The following is a 22,509-nucleotide window of genomic DNA, read 5'->3' as shown; positions in this document are numbered from 1 at the left end:
GACCTTTCGTCCCGATTAACAGAGCTTTACAACCCGAAGGCCGTCATCACTCACGCGGCGTTGCTCCGTCAGACTTTCGTCCATTGCGGAAGATTCCCCACTGCTGCCTCCCGTAGGAGTCTGGGCCGTGTCTCAGTCCCAATGTGGCCGTTCATCCTCTCAGACCGGCTACTGATCATTGCCTTGGTGGGCCGTTACCCCTCCAACTAGCTAATCAGACGCAATCCCCTCCTTCAGTGATAGCTTATAAATAGAGGCCACCTTTCATCCATCCTCGATGCCGAGGTTGGATCGTATGCGGTATTAGCAGTCGTTTCCAACTGTTGTCCCCCTCTGAAGGGCAGGTTGATTACGCGTTACTCACCCGTTCGCCACTAAGATTGATAGAAGCAAGCTTCCATCGCTCTTCGTTCGACTTGCATGTGTTAAGCACGCCGCCAGCGTTCGTCCTGAGCCAGGATCAAACTCTCCAAGATATCTTGAAGCTATTTGAATAGCTCATTCGCTTTTGTTGTCGTTACATTTAAGTAACTTTGAATTATGGTTGGTTTTGACTTTGTCAAAACCCGCACTCTGGCATATGTTCAATCGTATTGATTGATTACCTATCATTGTTCAGTTTTCAAAGATCTGTTATCAGTTAGCTCCACTTCATTCGAAGTGTTGTCTCAACTGACGACTTGATTATAATAACATGTGACCTCGTTCGTGTCAACACATTTTATAATCTTTTTTGAAGTTCTTTTTGAACCTCTAAGTGTATTACTACACTCATTAAGAAACAGTCGCTCGAACGACTGTATGCATATTATAGTACAACGAAATTATAAGTGCAACCCCCAATTCTCAATTTCACACAACTTTCACTATACTTTCATAAACACCCCTGACAGCCAACAATTGATTTTACACAACCAATCATGTACAATATAGCTGTAATAAAGAACTTGTAACATAAATAGTTCTATTTTATTAGTATTAATTAATATGAATATTACATTCGTGTAAGGAGATTAAGTATGAAATTATCTAAACGTTTATTATCAAAAACAATAGCTCTAGCTGCTATATGTGCAACTATGGCTACAGCAGCCTTTGCTGCACCCCAAGGTACCTTCGATACCTCTGAAATTCAAATTACGGGCCAAGCTTCTCGTTCTGTAGCACCAAGCTATGCAATTTTAACCTTAGGCATTACAAGTCAAAACACAAATATTAATGCTGCTAAATCTAATAACGATCGTATCATGAGTGACTTAATCAGTAGACTAGCAAATCTAGGTGTTGATAAAAAAGATATTTTCACATCGAATATTTCTATTAATCCAACAAGCGATTATCAAGAAGGCAAACGCATTAACACAGGTTACAATGTGTCCAATCACGTAACAGTTAAGATTAATAACCTCGATAACGTAGGAAAGGTTGTCGATGCCGCTGTTAGCGCTGGGGCTAACGACATCAACAACCTTTCATTCCAAAATGATGTATCTCAACAATTATCTGATTCTTTAACTACAGAAGCAATCCAAAACGGGCGCCACAAAGCGGAAGTTATCGCTGCAGCTCTCGGTCGCACTTTAGGACCAGTAAAAACTATTTCTATTAGTACAACCGAAACTAGCTCCATGGACTCTGGTTACTACCGTAACGCAGTAATGTTAAAAGCGTCTCTCGAAACTACTACACCTGTTGAAAAAGGTTCATTAGTAGTTTCTCAAGACGCTAATATTACTTATTATTTACAATAGAATTTTCTGGTACCACACCTTCGTGGACCGCTACAATGCCGCCTGTCAATTCATGATAGGTGGCATTTTCATATCCAAGAGATTTCCAAATTTCTAAAATTTCACTTTGGTGAGGATAACGACGCAAGGATTCTGGAAGCCATGCATAGGATGAGTTATCCTTACTTAGTTTACCTATAATAGGTAGTATATAAGAGAAGTAGAAATTATATAACTGTTTAAATCCAAACATACTTGGCTTCGCAAGTTCCAATACAACTACTTTCCCACCTGGTTTTACAACACGTTGCATTTCAGATAATACTTGTTTAATATCTGGCACATTGCGCATTGCAAAGCCACTCATAGCCGCATCAAAAGTATTATCCCCGTAAGGTAAAGCCATCGCATCACCTTGTACTAGATTAACTTGATCTATTAATCCTGCAGCTTCAATGCGAGCACGACCTTGATCAAGCATTTCACAGTTAAAATCTAATGCCTCTACTCTTAGTGTTGGTTCTTGACGTAACGCTTCCTTTGTAAACACACAGGTACCACATGCTACATCAAGCACACGTTGGTGAGGACCAATATTCATTGCTTTTACAGAGAATTTGCGCCAAAAATAATCTTGTCCAAAGCTTAAGACTGTATTCATTAAATCATAGTTTTTTGCAATATTAGAAAAAACACCTTGTACAAATTGCTCTTTATCGGCATACGTTTTAAATTCTTTAGTATTCATTATGGTCCTTTCACTAATCAAGAACTATATTCAAGAACTGTATATGGCATAGTATACCATATTATAGGAACTCTAAAAAAGAATCCTATTATATATACTATAAATAGCAAGTATGTGCTATTTACATATATGATACAAGCACTGATAAATTCTATAAAAAACAACACGTCCTATATGGTAAATAAACATGTTTATCACTTACTATATATTTAACATAAATACGTATGAACATCTATGATATTCTCTATTGCTACTATTACATGTTCGTTGTATAATGACATATGTCCATGATGAAAGGATATATTCATGGAGTTTTTTTGTTTTTATTAAGTATTGGAGTGTACTATGAATCGATTTGTTAAATCAATCAACAAAGTCAGTCTAATCCAACAGATTATCATAGGTTTGATCATTGGTATTTTGACTGCACTTTACGTGCCAGATGTGGCAAATGAACTTGCTTTATTAGGTGTTCTTTTTGTTGGTGCTCTTAAAGGCATCGCACCTATCCTTGTATTTTTCTTGGTAATCGCTGCGATCAGTAAACATCGCTCTGGCCAAAAAACAGGTATGGGGTCTGTAATTACCTTATATCTATTAGGTACATTCCTATCCGCAGTATTAGCTGTAATCGTGAGTTTCTTCTTCCCTACTACATTACATCTAGTAGCAGGTGCAGCTGATGCAGCGCCTCCTCAAGGTATTGCTGAGGTTATGACCACATTACTTAAAAATGTAGTTGATAACCCTGTAAAAGCGTTGATGTCCGCTAACTATATCGGTATTCTAGCTTGGGCACTTATCCTAGGTGGTGCTTTACGTCATGCACCAATGAATGCAAAAGAGGTTATGGAATCTTTTGCTCAAGCAATTACTACAGTAGTAGGCTGGATCATCCGCTTTGCTCCTCTTGGTATTATGGGCCTTGTAGCGGAATCCATTGCTACTAACGGTATCGAAGCTTTGATTGGTTACTTCCAACTACTCGTTTTATTGCTTGGCTCTATGATTTTCGTAGCACTAGTAATCAATCCAATTCTGTCCTTCGTTTATCTTCGTCGCAATCCATACCCATTGGTATTTAAATGTTTACGCGAATCTGCAATCTACGCATTCTTCACACGTAGCTCTGCTGCTAACATTCCTGTAAACCTTGACTTAGCTAAACGTTTGAAACTGAACCCTGATATGTATTCCGTATCCATTCCACTAGGTGCAACAATCAATATGGGCGGTGCTGCGATTACAATCACAATCATGACATTAGCAGCAGCTCATACATTAGGTATCGTTGTAGATATTCCTACAGCAATCCTATTATCCATCATTGCCACTATTGGTGCCTGTGGTGCTTCTGGTGTAGCAGGTGGTTCCTTACTACTCATTCCATTGGCTTGTTCCCTATTCGGTATTTCCAACGACGTAGCAATGCAAGTTGTAGGCGTTGGCTTTATCATCGGTGTGTTACAAGACTCTACGGAAACTGCGCTTAACTCTAGCACAGACATTCTCTTCACGGCTACTGCAGACTATGCAAAACGTGGCTATCACGAAGATTGGAATTAAATATAATTTTACAATCATACTAAAGACGGTCCTTCGGGACCGTTTTTTGTATTTAAAAGTCTATGAATACTAGATTACTATACGACTTATAAATATATTCATTGTATAATATAAAGAGGGTTATAGGACAAAAAGTGTTGCTGTTAATGCCGATGGAACTAGTTAAATACTAGCTCCATCGGCATTTTATCTTTTTGAGTAACTTTTACATATAGGACAAAAAGTGTTGCTAAAAAGTCGGAACCCCCTTGATTTTACTGACTCAAAAAAGGTTTTATCTTTCTAAAGAGATATATTTTTTAGAAGGAGTATAATTATGAAACTAGTCAGATGCCCTAATTGTGGTTTCGTCTGTAAGAGAAATGGTAAAACAAGTGCGGGTTCTCAACGTTGGTATTGTAATCAATGTTCTTGCTCATTCACAAATAAAGTGAATAAAACTAATAATAATTTACAGATATTTTTGGATTGGTTATTTGGTAAACACACACAGTTAGATATGGCTGGCGATGGACGTTCATTTCGTAGAAAAACATCACAGTTTTGGGAGCTTTGGCCATTACCACCAAAAGTTGAATCATCAAGTAGTGTGGTATTTGTTGATGGTATTTATTTAGCTAGAAATGCTTGTATTTTAATCTGTTGTAATGAGACGCATGTCTTAGGCTGGTATGTTTGTAGATATGAGCATTCTAAGGCTTGGGAGGCTTTATTACGACGTATTTCATCACCTATAGTAGTTATATCCGATGGTGGTACCGGCTTTCAAAAGGCATTAAAAAAAGTTTGGCCGAAAGCCAAACTACAAAGGTGCTTATTTCATGCATTTCAACAAGTAAAACGCTATACAACAATACGTCCTAAAACGATTGCTGGTTGTGAGTTATATGGAATTGCAAGGGATTTATTAACAATACACACGCAAGATCATGCTATGAAGTGGGTACAAAACGTTATGTCATGGAAAGTACGACATAGGGTATTCCTATCAGAAATAACAGTTGATGAAAATGGTACGATACGACCTAAACATGAACGACTTATAAAAGCAGAAAATTCCTTAGTTAAATTGATTAACAAAAGATGTTTATTTACTTACTTAGATGCATCGTTAACATGTACCTGCCCAGCTACTAATAATCGTATAGAAGGTGGTGTAAATGCTCAGTTACGCACTATGTTACGTAATCATAGAGGAATGTCTATTGAAAGACGAATAAAAGCGGTGTTCTGGTGGTGCTATATGCACTCACCAAACCCGCTTTCTAATGCAGAAATACTTAAGGTTATGCCGACCAACAAGAGTATTTCTGATATATATCATACCATACATGAACAATCTAGGTTAGAAGCTTCTATTCCGACTTGGGGTGATGCTATTGTTTGGAGTGATTTGCATAATTATGATTGCCTATTTACCAATCTTTGGGACTAAAATAGCAACACTTTTTGTCCTATAACCCTATAAAGAACATACTTTAAAAATCAATATAGGAATCGATATTAATCATATACGTATATATTAATTACAATCTCCTATATTGATTTTCTTCAATATAGTGCTATAATAGTGTTATAATAGAGTTAATGATAATAACTATTAGTAGATATATATAGAAAGGAATCAACATGAAACAATACGATATTATTGTAGTTGGTACAGGTGGTGCAACCATCGTAGCTGACGCTGCGCTAAAAAAAGGCCTTAAAGTGGCCATCATAGAAAAAGGTAAATTCGGTGGCACATGCCTAAATCGCGGTTGTATTCCTACGAAAGTAATGGTTACAGCAGCTAATGCCATTCAAGAGGTAGAAGAGTTCAAAAAAATAGGCGTCAATGTTGGCGATGCAACTATGGATTGGGACACTGTAGCTAAACGTACATGGCATATGATTGACAAGAATGCAGGCATCTATGATTACTATAACGCTTATGACAACGTAGATGTATATCGCGGTGCTGCAAGTTTTGTGTCCGATAAGGTTATGAACATCCACCTTAACGATGGTTCTGGCATTGTAGAAATCACAGCACCAACAATTATCCTAGGTACTGGCGGTTATAGTAATGTACCGAATGTACCAGGCCTTCAAGAGGCAGGTTTCCTTACTAGTGAAAGTCTCTTTGGCGATAAATTCCCTAAACAACCATACAAATCCCTTGCTGTACTCGGTGCAGGTCCAATCGGTGTTGAATTCGGTCACGTATTTGCATCCGCTGGTACAGAGGTAACAATTCTTCAACATAATGTACGTTTAGTACCTAAAGAAGATGCCGATGTATCTGAACACTTGTTAAACAACTATAGAGAACGTGGTATCAACGTAGTGCTAAATCAAGACACTGTTGAAATCCGCCAAGAAGATGATCTTAAAGTAGTCGTTACTAAAGATCGTAGTACTGGCGAAATTTTAGAAACTAAGGTAGAAGAAATCCTAGTAGCTGCAGGCATCCGCCCAGCTGTAGAAGAGCTTCATCTCGAAAATACTGGTATCGAAACATGGCCAAAAGGCTGGATCAAAACTAATGAATTCTTAGAAACATCCGTTGATGGTATCTATGCGTTAGGCGACGTAAACGGCGAACCTGCATTCCGTCATCGTGCGAACTATGAAGCTGATATTATCGCCCACAACCTATACTTTGCTAAAAACGAAGAAGATTTCCGCTGGGCACGTTATGATACATTGCCTAAGGTTACATTCTCCTACCCTGAAATTGGTAGCGTAGGTCTTACTGAAGCAGAAGCTATTAAAGCTGGTTATAATGTAGGTGTAGGCAAAAACTACTACTCCTCCACAGCTAAAGGCTATGCAATGGGTATTAACCCTGGTGATGTAAATGACGGCTTTGTTAAAATCGTAGTAGACAAAGATACTAACCATATTCTTGGTATGCACGTAACAGGTCCTCAAGCGTCTATCCTCTTCCAACCATATGTAAACCTTATGAACAGTGGTGTAACTCCGTTGACAGCAATTAATGAAGAAATCGCTTCTGAACGTACTAAACGCTTACGTGAAAAAGGTATTACACGCGAAATGGATCCTAAATCCGTTATCACTGTAGGCGAAACTATGAGCCCACATCCTTCTCTTGTAGAGGTTATCATGTGGACACAAGCATACTACGAACACCGTTGGCAATAACTATTAAACCAAAAAAGAGCCAAAGGCATATGCCTTTGGCTCTTTTATTTGATTATCAATCAATAGATTAACGACCCATGTCGATGCCACTACCAAAGATAAGATTTGTTTTGCGGCCATCGAAACCTTGATCTGGTTCAGGTGGTAATTTATAAGATTTAGATTGCTCTACGTAAGCACCTGTTTCAGCATCTACTGTAACAACTACTTTTTTACCATCTTGATGCATTGTTACATAGTACAAGATTTTGCCGTCATGAGCTTCAATTTTCCAGCCCTTCATAACAGAATCAGCACCGAGTTGTTGTTTAGCAACGCGTTCTGCTTGAGCAGATTCAATTACTCGATCTTTATTGAAAATTTCACCAATAATTTTTTTAGGTTTGCCACCTTCTTCCATATTGGAAGTATTACCAGTGATTACGTCGATTTTCATCTTGTATTGATGATATTTACTATAGCCAACAACTTTGTAGCCATAGTTTAAATCGTTAGAGTTAAGCTCTACGGAGTGAAGCGCAGCATTCGGGAAGCGATTTTGGAAAATAGTACCAATTTTGCTCATAGTCATAACCATGGACTCGCCTGGTGCACGTTGTACAGAAATATCAGTACTTGTTTCTGGCTTTGTTTTACGTGCATCTGCCACACTTGGTGTAGCAACAGACAATACACCTACTGCCAATACACCAGTTAATGCCATAGAAATTAACTTTTTATTCATTACATATCCTCCTACTATATGCGATACTTTTAACAATGTAAAAGTAATTCACATACTAGAATTACTATAAGTCCGTGCCATAATCAACAGCACACAAAACATATATGAACAATCATATTATTTAGACAATATACTATAAACCTTCATTTGATGCAAGTCGTTCATCTACATCAGACATAAGTAATTTATAGCATGTAGCTACTAAAGGAACACCAATCAACATGCCAGTGACCCCCATCAAACTACCACCTACGATAACCGCAGCAAATACCCATAATCCCGGCAAACCAACGGAGTTACCGACGATTTTAGGATAAATAAAGTTGCTTTCAATTTGATGAAGCACTTCTAAAATAATTACGTAAATTAACGCATCCATAGGGCTAACAGTGAGTAACATAACTGCACCGATAACACCACCGACATAGATGCCAAGTAACGGAATCAAACCAGTAAGGCCAATTACGCAGGCAATGGTTGTAGCGTATTCAATGTTGAATAACCATAAAGTAATACCTACCATAACACCTAAAATCAAGGCATCAATAAACTGTCCTACAAAGAAATTACTAAATGTTTGAACTGCCACACGGGTTACATAACTAACACGATTCACCCATCCATCAGATGCATAGGCTTTTACAATGCGTTTACCTTGCATCATAAGCCGTTCTTTATCAAGGAGCATATAAATAGCAAAGATCAATCCAAGACCGATATTTAACGTCCAAGATAAAACTGTGCCCATTGCATTAACAATGTATGTACCGCCTTTAGTCCCCCATTCACGAGTATACTTAACGATACTTTCACCACTCAACGTGTCCATAAGTGTCTGGTTAGATGCCATTGGAATCGTCTCTGTAAGATGCTGCATCCAAGTTTGGAACTCTGTATACAGTTGAGGCGAAGACGCCACAATAATCGACATAGAATGAACCAATTGAGGAAGCGCCATACGGGCAATAAAATACACGATTACGCTAATTGTCACAAAAGATAATACAAGACTGAGAGGTCGTCGTATCTTATACCTCCATCCAGATTCACTCTTAGGCCATAGCCATCGCTCATAACGAACTACTAAAATATCTAGCACAAAAGCAATACAGGCACCTACAATAAGTGGAACAAATGCTGTAATAATAGCATCAATGGCACTAGCAATATCACTTATTCTAAGGGCCATCATGATCATAACACCAGCTAGTATGATAGCACCTATGAGCGGTTTATAATATTTAAATTTTTTCATATATAACCTACTTTACTATACTCACACCGCATACATTATCAAATCTTAATGAACATTGTATGACCTACGATTGTATGCAAGTTTAGTATAACATAAAAGTCCACCTTATCACATGCTCGGTCCCCCGATGAACACGAGAGCATGATAGAAGGTGGACTTTATCGTATGTCTAATCTAAATTAGTTTAGAGATTAGCGGTGAATGTAAACGTCTACACGACGGTTTTCAGCTTTACCTGCTGCAGTGGAGTTAGTTGCCACTGGTTTAGTGTCGCCATTAGCGATGCCGATGAAGCGATCAGCAGATACGCCATTATTTACTAAGTATTGAGCTACGTATTGTACGCGGCGTTCAGACAAACCAATGTTGTATTGAGGGTTTGCATCAGTATCAGCATTACCTAACAATTTAACTTGGTCTTGAGAGTATTGATGAGCAGCGTTTACAGCAGCAGTCAAGTTTGGATATTGGTCTGCACGAGCAACATCTTGGTCGGAATCGAAGTAGATGGATTGTACATAGTAGTCCAATTTAGGAGTTTTATATACAGGAGCTTCTACTACAGGAGCTGGAGCTGGAGTGTATACAGGAGCTGGAGCTGGAGTGTATACAGGAGCTACGGATTTTTGACCACCGAAACGGTAGGACAAGCCAACTACAGGACCTTGGAAGGAGATGTTGGAATCATCATCTTGTTTAGTATTGATATAACGGTAACCAGCATTGATATCCCAGTCTTCGTTAACTTTGTAACCTAAGCCTGCTTCCCAAGTGGAAGTTTTCTTAGTACCTACACCAGCTTTACCGTAAACTTCTACTTTGGAGCCAAGGTTAGCTTTACCAATTACACCTACTTGTGCAATGTTGTTAGCTTTAGCAAAATCATCGCCAGAGATGTGAGCATAACCTCCATATACTGCGAAGTTTTTGTTCAAGGATTGAACCACGTTAACTTCGTGCATTTTGTCGCTGTAGCCAATACCACCTAATTTATCATTCAAACCATGGTATTGGTATTGTAATGCAGTTTTATCAGTGAAGCCATATGTTACAGCACCATCAAAATTCCATTTTGCATCAGCATTCCAAGCTTCAGTTTTTGCTTTAGAATGAGCTGCGCCAAGATCAACTTGGAATTCACCTTTGTTGAATTGAGTTTGTGGAGTTGCGCCTGCTACGGATACGCCTACAGCAGCAACTGCCAATAAAGCTAATAATTTTTTGTTCATTATAATTCCCTCCAATAAAAGCCTTTCACAATACACAGGCCTTTGGTAATAATATACTTTTATTTTACACAACTTTTCGATAAATTTCAATATCTTTTATGAACTTAACATGAATTTTTCGAAATTTATCTATATAAAAATATTATAATTATAAAACTTTAAATTCCTCTTACTTCCCATTTTATAAGTCTCATATGATTTTATAGATATACACTAATTAGAATATTGTTAATTTTATTTATTAATTTCTTATATATTGCCAATATGTTACTGATAATCTATATAAGATACTTATAACTAAATACCTTTACAAACTAAAAGGTATAAGATCTCTCTCTAAAGGTAATTCATATTACTTTCATTATTATAAACACTTTTTCAATTTTGCCAACGATTCTCTTCGATATAATTTTATAAAATCTATTATTAAATTAGCTAATAAATTTGTCTAACATAAAACGAATAAAAGCCTCCTTAGTATCCACTAAGGAGGCTTTTATCGTTTCTTATATATATCCCTTACATATATACGTGAAATCAGAAGTTTCTGGTCAGACGACACATTCCCCAATGTGTCATTTTTTCCACATTTCGTATTGTACATCAAACAATATGAATATTCAAGAGAATTTTCATAAACCTTTCATAAACTATTTTAATATTTTCAATATAGAAAGTAATAGCAAACATAATTATATAGGTTTTATCTACATCTTCTCTCTATATATCGAACATTTTTAATTTTAGATTTTATATGAAAATTTATATACTAAATGATAGTCAAGATTGATTATTAACTATATTTACAAAGTGTTAGACAATCTTATGCTGCCAGGCACCTTTAATAAATCGCAAATAGGAACAGCATAAGCGTAAGGCCTGATCAAAGCACAAGGATAACCAAGCACCTAGTAAGCCTAAACCTAACGTAATACACAATAGATAGGTAATAATAGGTCGAATGATGGCTACGCTTACAAGAGAATATTTCATAATGTAATACGTATCCCCTGCCCCTTTTAATACACCAGAATATACCTGCTGTAAAGCTTGTGGGAAAGCCGCTACTGCCATGATTCCCATCAAAGAACCAGAAAGAAGTACTACTTCACTTTCACGAGTATAAAGCTTTACTAAAAAGTCTCCAGGACCAATAAAGATTAGCGCACTTACAAGACCTACTACAAGACCGATTCGTGCACCAATCTTTCCATATATCTTTGCAATATCTGGACGTTTATGCCCTAGACTTTGACCTGTATGTGAGGCCCCTGCGAAACCAAGACCCATGGCAAAGTAATAGAATATATCCATTAAGTTCATACATACATAGTGTGCTGCCAATGGTACTGCACCTAAGGAAGCAACAATCATGGTGTATGTATACATACCAAAACGTTCAAAGAACTGCTCCCCTAGAGAGCTGCCCCCTACGTGAAACATCGTATGAAGTACAGGTCTTTCAAAGGTCCATTTGGACGGATGTCGCAATGTTAAACCTGTAGCCGTATGCTGTGAGATAGTACGCAAAAGCAATAATGCAATAAGAGCACTACTGATCATAGTGGACACCCCTGCCCCCATAACGCCGAGCTCAGGAAAGAAACCAATACCATAAATCAAGAAAAAGTTCATAATGGTATTTAAAATATTCCCTACTACATTCGATTTAAAAATGACTTTTGTATTACCGTATCCGATTAGTGCAGCCCCTACAATTTGGCTAAAGGACTGAAAGATAAGACTAATAACTACAAAACGACCATACCAGACCGCTGTTTCTATATAACCATCTTCTGCGCCAGTAAAGCGTAAAATATGCTCTAAATTAAAGAAGCACGTCACTAATAGAGGCACATAGATTAAGAAATTCAATAATATAGACTGCTTAAGAACAGCATTCATACCATCTACATCACCTTCACCATGACGGCGAGCTATGATAGCGGTAACAGCAATAGATAAAGCGCGACAGAAAATGAGCATCACCATTTCAGGCTGTCCCATAATACCTACCGATGCAAGCGCAGACGCACCAAGTGCCCCAACCATTGCCAAATCAATGGCCGTCATAAATTGTAACATCAAGCCTTGTAATGTAGCTGGCCAAGCAATTTTCAAATACTTACCATACAGTTGCTTTGTCGTCCCTACGGGACCTAACCGCTCTGCAGCGGGCAGCATGTTATCTACTGAAAGCCATCGTTGTATGCGGTCTAACATAGTAACTCCTATTCATGCAAGATCGTATAAGATTGAGCTATCTTTTAGCCCTAATATCTTCTGTATTATATCACAGAATATATGAAAAGTCATTCATATATAATGATTTTATTTAATAATCTATATCAAAAATGCAAAAGAACCTCTTATAGTACTTGATTATACCCCACCAGGTATATCAGTGTATAAGAGGTTCTTTCCTATTACAGAAATATAATTACACTAGCCTATTTTTGAAAGTGAATCTCAATTATTAACCTTTAGATGCTAACAATTGGTTTACTGCTGCACGCAAGTCTTCTAAACCTTGTTTAGTTTCAGCTAATTCTTGACGTTGACGCTCATTTTCAGCCTCTAACGTATTTAAACGAGCCGCTTGATCTGCGATTACAGTTTTTTGTTCACTATTTTCCTTTTTGAGACTAGATACTTCATCTTGCATTACATACACAGAGCTAATAGGGCCTGCTTTGTAACGATCTGGAATATTTTTCTTTTCTGGGCTAGAACCAAATTTGTGGGTTACACCAGCATTTACCATGTTGCGGTTTGCCCCAAGAGATACGCCAACGTTAAACATTGTGTCTTCGTTCGTATAATGTGCAAGACCGAGGGCAGCTGCTGTTTCACCACGATAGTTACCAATACCAGCCATAACTTGAGTTGGTTCTAATGGATCGTATTGGATTGGTTTCAACGCTGCCATGGCTGCTGCATGAGCACCAACACGTTGTACTTCACCAGCTACTTGACCAATAGCATCGCCAATTTTAGCATTAGATGCTTTCAATTGACCAACATTTACCGCATCCGTATCATCCGTACCAGGTGCAATGCCTTTCAGTTGATTATTACCATTATTGAGACCATCCTTAGTTAAGGATACAGGTCCTGCATTAGGGTTGTTAGGATTTGTACCGCCCGGAGTAATTGTCATGCCATTGCCATTTGTTACAGTTGTGTTACCCGCTGCATCTTTAAATGTAGCAGATTTCATATCTGTAAGTTCAGGATTTACAGCATAACTAATGGATTTACCATTTTGGCTAACCATCATATTATTACCCGCTTTGAAAGTAAGTGTTTCGTTAGGTTTTACTTTTTCAGCTGTTGCACTTGGTGTGCTATTTACACCAGAGCCTTCTGTGCCTACGGCAGCGTCCCAACCTGCATCTGCTACGGCAGATTTAACTTGGTCTTCAGTGGCTGCACGACCAGGAGTAATATTATTTGGATCCCAAGTTTTATTAGCTAAACCACTAATAACACCATCCTTACCATCGATACCTACAGTACCAATCGTAGCTTTTCCATCTTTGCCGTCGAGAGCAATCTTATCGCCAGCTTTTACAGAACCATTTTTGCCATCGATGGCTACAGCATTTGTACCATCACCAGCTTTAATAGTACCATCCGTACCGTTAATCGCTACAGCATTACCATCTTTACCGGCTTTAATAGTACCATTTGTACCATCTACAGTTACAGCCTTAGTTGGGTCCGTGCCTAATGTAACCTTATCATTTAACTTGTTGTCGTAAATGATATGACCATCAGCAGCCGTTTTCTTAGTCAATACAATATTGCCTGTAGTACTGCCCGCACTTTCACCACCATTAGCAGTTAATTCAGTAGTAGAAGCCTTAGTTTTAGCCTCTAATTGACGCACATTGACAGCATCAGTATCGTTTGTGCCATCTGCAACATTAACAATTTTGTTATTGCCATTGTCTAGACCGTTACCAGTCAAGGACACATTATCTTTACCTGCAGTAGTAATAGTTACACCATCTTTAGTAAGAGCTGTATTGTTACCATTACCGTCGTCAATTACAGTGCTATCGGCAGTAGCTGTATTTGTTTTCGTACCATCAGTAATTGTAGTGCCTGCTGCAGTTGTAGCAGTAGATTTAGCACCATCAGCTACTGTGTTGCCAGCTGCTGTAGATGTATTTGTTTGAGTACCAGCAGTTTGTGTAATGGAATCACCATTGATAACTGTTGTATTGCCACCTGTACCGTTAAAGCTTGCAGAGTTCATATTCACAAGATCTTTATTCAAGGAATATGTGAAGTCTAATTCGTTTTGATTAATTGTGATATTTTCACCAGCAATCATCTTAACTTTTGCATCTTTGCCTACTTTTGCATCCTTTTTAGTACCAGTTTGGATACCAGATGTAGCGGCATCTTTATCTGCTGTAATTTGCCATGTTTGGCTAGCGGCAGCATCCGCTACTGCTTTCAATTGATCTTCTGTGGCAGCACGGCCAGAAACGGCATTACCATCCCAAGTCGTATTAGCGAGACCTGTTACATATTTATTAGTACCGTCTACTGTTACGCCACCAATAGTAGCAGTTTTACCAGTAATAGCACCTGTAGTGCCGTCCAATGTTACTGCATTTGCGCCAGTTCCTAATGTCACTTTATCGTTGAGTTTTACGTCATAAATAGTATGACCATCAGCTGCTTTGCTAGAAGTTAACACAACATTACCTGTTGTACCATCTGCTGCTTCACCGTCATTTGCAGTGATTTCAGTTTTCGTAGCTTTTTTAGCTGCATTAATAGCATCCGCCACGTTCTTAGCAGTGGCTACACCATCTGTAGCAGGACCTGTAATCGTGCCGTCTGCACCAGCAGTAATCGTTTCTGTATTAATATCGTATTTAACAACGCCTGCATCATCAATACTAGCAGTAGTCATGTTACCATTTTTGAAGTTCAATCCATCTGCTAAGGATACTTGTTTTGCAGTACCATCATTTGCTTTGTAAGACAAGTTTGTCTTAGCCGCCACTTTAGTACCATCGATTGTTACTTTGTAGTCCTTAGTTGTACCATCTGCACTTGTTGTGCCTGTTACAGTTAACGGATTATTTGCATCTGTTGTATCTGTGCTCACAGTTACAGCACCTACAGCAGATTTCTTAACTTCTTCTTCAGATACTTTAACTGTTAAGTTTTTACCATCTGCATCTGTTGTTACGTATTTACCGTCACCTTTGATACCAAATGTATCATCTTTAAGGTTCACTACGCCAGCAGATGTATTTGTATCGCCAGAGAATTTCAAGTTAACTGCATCTGTACTTGCTTTAGCAGCATCTGCTACCGTTTTCAATTGATCTTCTGTGGCAGCACGACCAGTTGTAGCAGTACCATTCCAAGTTGTATTACCAAGGCCTGTTACATATTTGTTCGTACCATCTACCGTTACACCGCCAATAGTAGCAGTTTTACCAGTAATAGCACCTGTAGTGCCATCCAATGTTACAGCATTTGCGCCAGTGCCTAATGTCACTTTATCGTTGAGTTTTACGTCATAAACAGTGTGACCATCAGCTGCTTTGCTAGAACTTAACACAACATTACCTGTTGTACCATCTGCAGCCTCACCATCATTAGCAGTGATTTCAGTTTTCGTAGCTTTTTTAGCTGCATTGATTGCATCCGCCACGTTCTTAGCAGTTGCCACACCATCTGTAGCAGGACCTGTAATCGTGCCGTCTGCACCAGCAGTAATCGTTTCTGTATTAACATCGTATTTAACAATGCCTGCATCATCGATACTAGCAGTAGTCATATTACCATTTTTGAAGTTCAATCCATCTGCTAAGGATACTTGTTTTGCAGTACCATCATTCGCTTTGTAAGACAAGTTTGTCTTAGCTGCCACTTTAGTACCATCAATTGTTACTTTGTAGTCCTTAGTTGTGCCATCTGCACTTGTTGTGCCAGTTACAGTTAACGGATTATTTGCATCTGTTGTATCTGTGCTCACAGTTACAGCACCTACAGCGGATTTCTTAACTTCTTCTTCAGATACTTTAACGGTTAAGTTTTTACCATCTGCATCAGTTGTTACGTATTTACCGTCGCCTTTGATGCCAAATGTATCATCTTTAAGGTTCACTACGCCAGCAGATGTATTAGTATCGCCAGAGAATTTCAAGTTAACTGCATCTGTACTTGCTTTAGCAGCTTTATTGATAGCATCAGCTACATTTTTAGCTGTTGCCAAGCCATCATCACCAGTTACAGATGCGGCACCTGTTGTGGCATTGCTATCGATAGTAGCACGTTTTGTAGACACCTCTACAGTATCGCCATTCATCTTCGTAGAAATAAAGTCGCCTGTAGCACCTTTAACATTGAATGCTACATCACCATCTTTTAAGGATTGGCTGGATACAGTACCACTGTCTGCACCAAGAGAAACCTTGCGGTTTACAGCAGCTGCAGAATCGTTGATCTTAGTCTTAGTATCATCGTTAATATCAAATGTTACTTTACCATCATTATCTACAGTGGCCTTAGTCATTGTGCCATCTACAAAATCTAAGCCTTTAGATAATTTAACAGTTTTAGCATCTGCATCAGCAGCGGTATTAGCACGGTATGTTAAAGTTTGGCTTGCAACAGTATCTTTCAACTGTTTTACGTTTACCGCATCAGTATCAGCTGTACCTTCAGCAACCTCTTGAATCTTATTGCCACCAGCATTGATTTCATCAAGGGTAAATTGGATTGTTTTAGCTCCGCCTGCAGATTCGGCAATTAATCCTTGTGCACTATGAACAGACTCATTTCCATTCGCATCGTTGAAAGCAAGATAACGAGATGTAAGGTTATTATCATTAGAGCCACTGTGCATAGCTAAAATATCTAATGAAAGAGCTGTTTCAGCCCCATTGGCACCAGTTGCACCATTCGTAAATCGCAATTGATCACTATCAATAGAGGATCCAGCACCTACATTATCTTTAAACTCAGCTCTATAGGCTTTGATGATACCAGTACTACCATCTAGGGAAATTGTTTCTCCTCTTGGATTAGTAAGAGATATGGAGCTCAAATCCGTAAGATTTTTATTTAACTTAACAGAAATCTTTTTATCATCACGATCGGTAGTAATATTATTATCACCAGTAAAGTCAACAGTATCTCCACCTGCTACAGTAGTCGGTGTATCACCATTAGCAGATAGTTTCCATGCTGCACCATCTTTAGCTTGGCTAGCCGCTTTGTTAATAGCATCAGCCACGTTCTTAGCAGTTGCTAAACCATCATCACCGGTAACAGAGGCAGTACCTGCAGCATCACTGTTGATAGTGGAACGTTTTGTAGAAACTTCTACAGTGTCGCCATTCATCTTCGTAGAAATGAAATCACCAGTAGCACCTTTTACATTGAATGCTACATCACCATCTTTTAAGGATTGACTAGATACAGTACCACTATCTGCGCCAAGGGAAACCTTACGGTTTACAGCAGCCACAGAATCGTTGATCTTGGTCTTAGTATCATCATTAATGTCAAATGTTACCTTGCCGTCATTATCTACAGTAGCTTTTGTCATTGTGCCATCAACAAAGTCTAAGCCTTTAGATAATTTAACGGACTTAGCATCTGTATCAGCAGCTGTATTAGCACGGTATGTTAATGTTTGGCTTGCTACAGTATCTTTCAACTGTTTTACATTTACCGCATCAGTATCAGCTATACCTTCAGCAACCTCTTGAATCTTGTTGCCACCAGCATTGATTTCATCAAGACTAAACTGAACCATTTTACCTGCTGCACTTTGGAATGCCATGCCTTGAGCACTACCTTGAGCCAAATTCCCATCTTCATCATTAAATATGAGATTTTTAGAATCAAGAGAGCTGCTATTAGGTCCGGCTTGTAAAGATAAAGTACCAACGTCTAAATAAGTATTTGCTGTATTTGGTTGATTTACATCAATACCATTATTGATTCTAATACCATCACGGTCAATTTGTGTATAATTACCTACAGCTGGATCACCAAACTTACCGCTACCATTAATTGCATCAAACTTGATTGTCTCACCCACACCATTTTCAAGAGAAATAGAGTTTAATTTCTTAAGATCTTTATTTAATGTGGTAGCAATATTTTTGCCAGTTTGGGTAACTGTAATATTATTATCACCAGTGAAATCTACAGTGTCTCCACCAGATACCTTTGTACCAGTATCACCATTAGCAGACAAGTTCCATGCCGCACCGGCTTTAGCCGCATCAGAGGCTTTGTTAATAGCATCAGCTACATTTTTAGATGTTACTAAGCCATCATCACCTGTTACAGATGCTGCACCTGTATTGGCATCGCTAGTAATAGCTGCACGCTTAGTGGAAATTTCAACAGTGTTGCCATTCATCTTCGTAGATACTAAGTCACCTGTAGCACCTTTCACATCGAATGCTACATCGCCGTCTTTTAAGGATTGACTAGAAGGTGTACCACTATCTGCACCAAGAGAAATATTACGATTTACTGCTGTAGAGGCATTGTCTACTTTAGATTTAGTCGCTGCATCAATACCTACTGTAACAGTTTGTCCATTTACAGTTGCAGTTACACCATTAGTGCCAGAAACAGTGAGTTTTTGATTTTTAAGGTTAACTGTACCATCTGTAGTACCATCGGAAACGGTAAGATTTTGAGATAAACCATCAACAGCTTTATTGATAGAATCAGCTACGTTTTTAGCAGTCGCTAAACCATCTGTAGGACTTGCAACTTTAGCTTTACCATCCGCATCATTCGTAATCGTTTCAGTAGCCGTAGAAATCGTTACATTCCCATTTGTACCTACAGTTGCTGTTGTGAAAGTACCATTTGTAAAGTTTAAACCATTTGCCAAGGATACTTTATTTTCATTGGCACCATTAGCTTTGTATGTTAATTGTGTTTGATTAGCTAATTTTGTTGTATCAATACCAATTGCATAGTCCTTAGTATTTGTACCTGCTGTTGGTGTTACAGTAATAGGATTATCTGCCGTATTAGCCTTGCTAACAGTTACTGCGCCTACAGCTAAATCTTTTACTTTACCGGAATCAACAGCTACTTGTACACCTGTAGCAGAGGCCTTAGTAGTAACTAGATCGCCATCACCAGCCACTTTAAAGGTTGCATCACCGTCTTTAAGATATTTAAGACCTGTAGATCCTGTATCACCTGTTAAACCAATACCTTTAGTCGTAGCATTTACCGTATTATTGTCTAGACCAACAACAAGACTACCATTATTCGTACCCACTAAATCAGTTCTAATACCATTAGCACCAATTACTTTTAGTGGACTTTCACTAAGCTTAACAGTGCCAGTTTTAGAATTTGTATCTAATTTTAATGTCACGTCAGATACAGCGTTCTTAACATCTGTAATGTTAGCTGCATTAGTACCTACGTTACCACCGCTAGAAACATTGGTAATTTGTTGACCACCTGCACTAATACCATTAGTGCCAAACTTAACTGTATTAGAACCAGCCTTACCAGATAAACCATCAGTCGTGATAGTCACATTATTGCCAGTAGTTGGACCAATTTGAAGCGTTGTATTACTCAACACATTATTGCCGGCTGTGAAAGATTGACCTGTGAAAGTTTTACCTGTAACAGCACCGTTTGAACCATCTAAAGTAATTTGGTTACCACCAGAAGAAACAGTAACGGATTTATTAGCTTTCACAGTATCTACAGTAATCGCCTTATTCAAAGAAGTCGTAATTTTCTTACCATTACGAGCTACTGTAATATTGTTATCACCGCTGAAGGATACAGTATCCTCTTTGTTGATTACTTCGCTACGGCCATTGTCATTATCTGCAGCTAACTTCCAATTATATGCATTGGCAGAAACTGCTTTATTAATAGCCTCCGCTACATTTTTAGCATCAGCCATACCTGCAGCATTTGCAGAAGCCTGACCATTTGTGACATTAATATTTTGAGTTTTGCCAGAAATTGTAAGGTTTTGACCATTAGCAGCTGTTGTAATGTATGTACCATCACCTTTGAGGCTTAATGTGCTATTTGCAAGGTTTACATCGCCACTACCAACATTGCCAGCAAAAGCTAAGTTAACGCTTTTTAATTGCGCCACGTTAACAGCATCTGTATCCTCTTTACCTGCTGCAAGACCTGTAATTTGACGAGTTGCAGCAGTACCATTACCTACAGCAACAGCTCCCGTTGTAGGAGATAATACCCATGTATTTAATCCTGCATATTTATTGGTACGATTGTCGTTTGGATTATAGCCCTTATTCGCAATGCCACCAGCACGATTCGCTACAGATCCAACGCCTAAGGCAACGCCCCCTTCTACACTAGCCGTAGAGTTAGCACCAAAGGCAGCCGCTCTAATGGCAGTTGCCGTCGCACCATTACCTACAGCAGTTGAATACTGAGAGGATGTACTAGCGTTAGTACCAATAGCAATATTATCCAAGCCATTAGCCGTAGTGGCAGCACCGATAGCAAGAGCCCTATTACCTGTAGCAGTCGTTTGTCTAGACCCATGAGAACCAATAGCTATAGCACCATCACTAGAGGCCGTAGCACTCCCCCCCAAAGCAACAGAATTAGCAGCATCAGCCGTTACATCTATACCTATAGCTGTAGCATTTAATTGTTTAGATTTTGCAGCATTACCTACCGCAACACCGCCTTGTTCAGAGGTTGTGAAATTTGTACCAACAGCTACGCCATTTTTGCCAGCTGCGGAAGAGTTATGACCTACTGCAAGGGAATTTTCCCCTTTAGCAGTAGTCAGCATCCCTACTGCCGTAGCAGATGTAGCATTAGCAGTAGATAAAATCCCCAAAACTGTTGAAGATGGACCAGTAGATGCATTCTTTCTACCTACGGCCACAGCACCTTCACCGGTAGCTTGAGATTCAGAACCAACAGCTAGAGAATTAGATGTTTTAGCATTTGTCTTATAACCAATACTTACCCCTGCACCCCCATCTGCCTTGGCTGCAGTACCAATAGCTACACTATATCCACCAGAAGCAACAGCATAATCATCAAATCGATCAGATGTAGCCCCACCAATAGCTACGTCGCCACCATTAGTTGCTTGTGCATAAGTACCACCTGCAAAAGCACCAAAACCTGTAGCCTGTGTAGCACTACCAATAGCAGTGCCACGAACACTAGAGTTAGCGATAAGACCTAGTGATACACCACCTCTACCAGTCGCACTAGCACCTGCACCAATAGCTACAGCTGGTTGAGCTGGATTAGCATATTGTGAATTAGCTACTGCTCTATAACCGATAGCAATAGACTGATCACTGTTGGACTGGGATTCATTACCGATAGCAAGACCATTAGTTAAGTTTGAATACATTTTAGTACCGCCCTCAATAGTCGCAGTCGGTCTATCTGCTGCAGATACATCCGCAACCACACCAGCTTGCATTGCTAAAGCCGCTAAAATGCTAGCTACTAAAATTTTCTTTTTCCCTGTTTTGTTCTTTGCCATTTCAGATACTACAACGTAGCATTGTTTTGACTTAGACCAAATGACTTTAAATATCTTATTCATATGTTTTCCTTCTTTAAATTACTAACCCTCAACTATATAACTTCTGTTACCCAAACATATGGATAATTCGAAAGGTAATGAAAATAATCAGACTCTCATTACTTAAAACCTATCTTTAATTTTAACATAATTTGCTTTATTTTCTCAATTAAAAAACGCATTTGTTGGATATTTAATTCACTATCCTCATTTCATAGATTTTATATAAAGGTGCATTATTATTGACTTTCATTTATAATTCATTTTAATTAATTGCAAGTTTTATGCATTTTTATAAATCTAATTGAGAATGTAGAAACCGTTAATAAAAACATAAAAATGATTCATCTTTAAAAATATTCATCATTCATACTCTATATACAGCTTTATTGATTATTTTATTAATTTTTAAACAAGAAATTATTTAGCATTTAATTTCTAGGATAGACTTGTTATGGATTATTTCGTTTACTCCATATAAAAGAGCCCCCCTCTTTCGAGGGGGACTCTTCTCATTTTTACATATCCA

Annotated in this window: 10 protein-coding genes and 1 rRNA gene; 4 read left to right on the top strand and 7 right to left on the bottom strand. The window is 38.5% G+C overall.

The annotated features are described in order from the left end of the window. A 16S ribosomal RNA gene (locus VRHSUH09_RS04665) occupies positions 1-476 on the bottom strand; the annotation flags it as partial. A gap of 543 nt (positions 477-1,019) precedes the next feature. Between VRHSUH09_RS04665 and VRHSUH09_RS04660 the strand changes: the two genes are divergently transcribed. Then, the gene (locus VRHSUH09_RS04660) at positions 1,020-1,751 is read left to right on the top strand and encodes an SIMPL domain-containing protein (protein ID WP_105081527.1); all 732 of its coding nucleotides are present in this window, start codon (positions 1,020-1,022) and stop codon (positions 1,749-1,751) included. Here VRHSUH09_RS04660 and VRHSUH09_RS04655 read toward each other — a convergent pair. Next, positions 1,732-2,478, bottom strand: a complete 747-nt coding sequence (locus VRHSUH09_RS04655) for a ubiquinone/menaquinone biosynthesis methyltransferase (protein WP_054748848.1) — start codon at positions 2,476-2,478, stop codon at positions 1,732-1,734. The two genes, VRHSUH09_RS04660 and VRHSUH09_RS04655, sit on opposite strands and share 20 nt — an antisense overlap. A 345-nt stretch (positions 2,479-2,823) precedes the next feature. Here VRHSUH09_RS04655 and sstT point away from each other — a divergent pair, with 345 nt between their 5' ends. The 3 genes from sstT (at position 2,824) to VRHSUH09_RS04640 (ending at position 7,194) form a co-directional block, all read left to right on the top strand. After that, the gene (gene sstT, locus VRHSUH09_RS04650; protein ID WP_105081526.1) at positions 2,824-4,044 is read left to right on the top strand and encodes a serine/threonine transporter SstT; all 1,221 of its coding nucleotides are present in this window, start codon (positions 2,824-2,826) and stop codon (positions 4,042-4,044) included. Positions 4,045-4,360: 316 nt separating this feature from the next. Next, on the top strand, positions 4,361-5,479 hold the full coding sequence (locus VRHSUH09_RS04645; protein WP_105081111.1) for an IS256-like element ISVesp1 family transposase: 1,119 nt from the start codon (positions 4,361-4,363) through the stop codon (positions 5,477-5,479). 194 nt (positions 5,480-5,673) lie between these two features. Beyond that, positions 5,674-7,194 carry a dihydrolipoyl dehydrogenase family protein gene (locus VRHSUH09_RS04640; RefSeq protein ID WP_105081525.1) on the top strand — a complete coding sequence of 507 codons (1,521 nt, stop codon included), beginning with the start codon at positions 5,674-5,676 and terminating at the stop codon, positions 7,192-7,194. 67 nt (positions 7,195-7,261) lie between these two features. Here the strand turns inward: VRHSUH09_RS04640 and VRHSUH09_RS04635 are convergent, their stop codons facing one another. The 5 genes from VRHSUH09_RS04635 to VRHSUH09_RS04615 form a co-directional block, all read right to left on the bottom strand. Next, positions 7,262-7,918 (bottom strand): PepSY domain-containing protein, encoded by a 657-nt coding sequence (locus VRHSUH09_RS04635; RefSeq protein WP_054748793.1) that lies wholly within the window; start codon positions 7,916-7,918, stop codon positions 7,262-7,264. 133 nt (positions 7,919-8,051) lie between these two features. Continuing rightward, positions 8,052-9,173: an AI-2E family transporter gene (locus VRHSUH09_RS04630; RefSeq protein WP_105081524.1), complete on the bottom strand. Its 1,122-nt coding sequence runs from the start codon at positions 9,171-9,173 to the stop codon at positions 8,052-8,054. 191 nt (positions 9,174-9,364) lie between these two features. After that, complete coding sequence (locus VRHSUH09_RS04625) at positions 9,365-10,402, bottom strand: OmpA family protein (protein ID WP_054748791.1); 1,038 nt, start codon at positions 10,400-10,402, stop codon at positions 9,365-9,367. 813 nt (positions 10,403-11,215) lie between these two features. Next, positions 11,216-12,625 (bottom strand): MATE family efflux transporter, encoded by a 1,410-nt coding sequence (locus VRHSUH09_RS04620; protein ID WP_105081523.1) that lies wholly within the window; start codon positions 12,623-12,625, stop codon positions 11,216-11,218. A gap of 253 nt (positions 12,626-12,878) precedes the next feature. Then, a complete protein-coding gene (locus VRHSUH09_RS04615; protein ID WP_105081522.1) occupies positions 12,879-22,001 on the bottom strand; it encodes an ESPR-type extended signal peptide-containing protein in 9,123 nt (3,040 codons plus the stop codon). Between the last annotated feature and the right edge of the window lie 508 nt (positions 22,002-22,509).

This window comes from Veillonella rogosae JCM 15642 (assembly GCF_002959775.1).
In the GTDB taxonomy this organism is placed as follows: domain Bacteria; phylum Bacillota; class Negativicutes; order Veillonellales; family Veillonellaceae; genus Veillonella; species Veillonella rogosae.
This window is presented reverse-complemented; position numbering and strand designations above follow the sequence as displayed.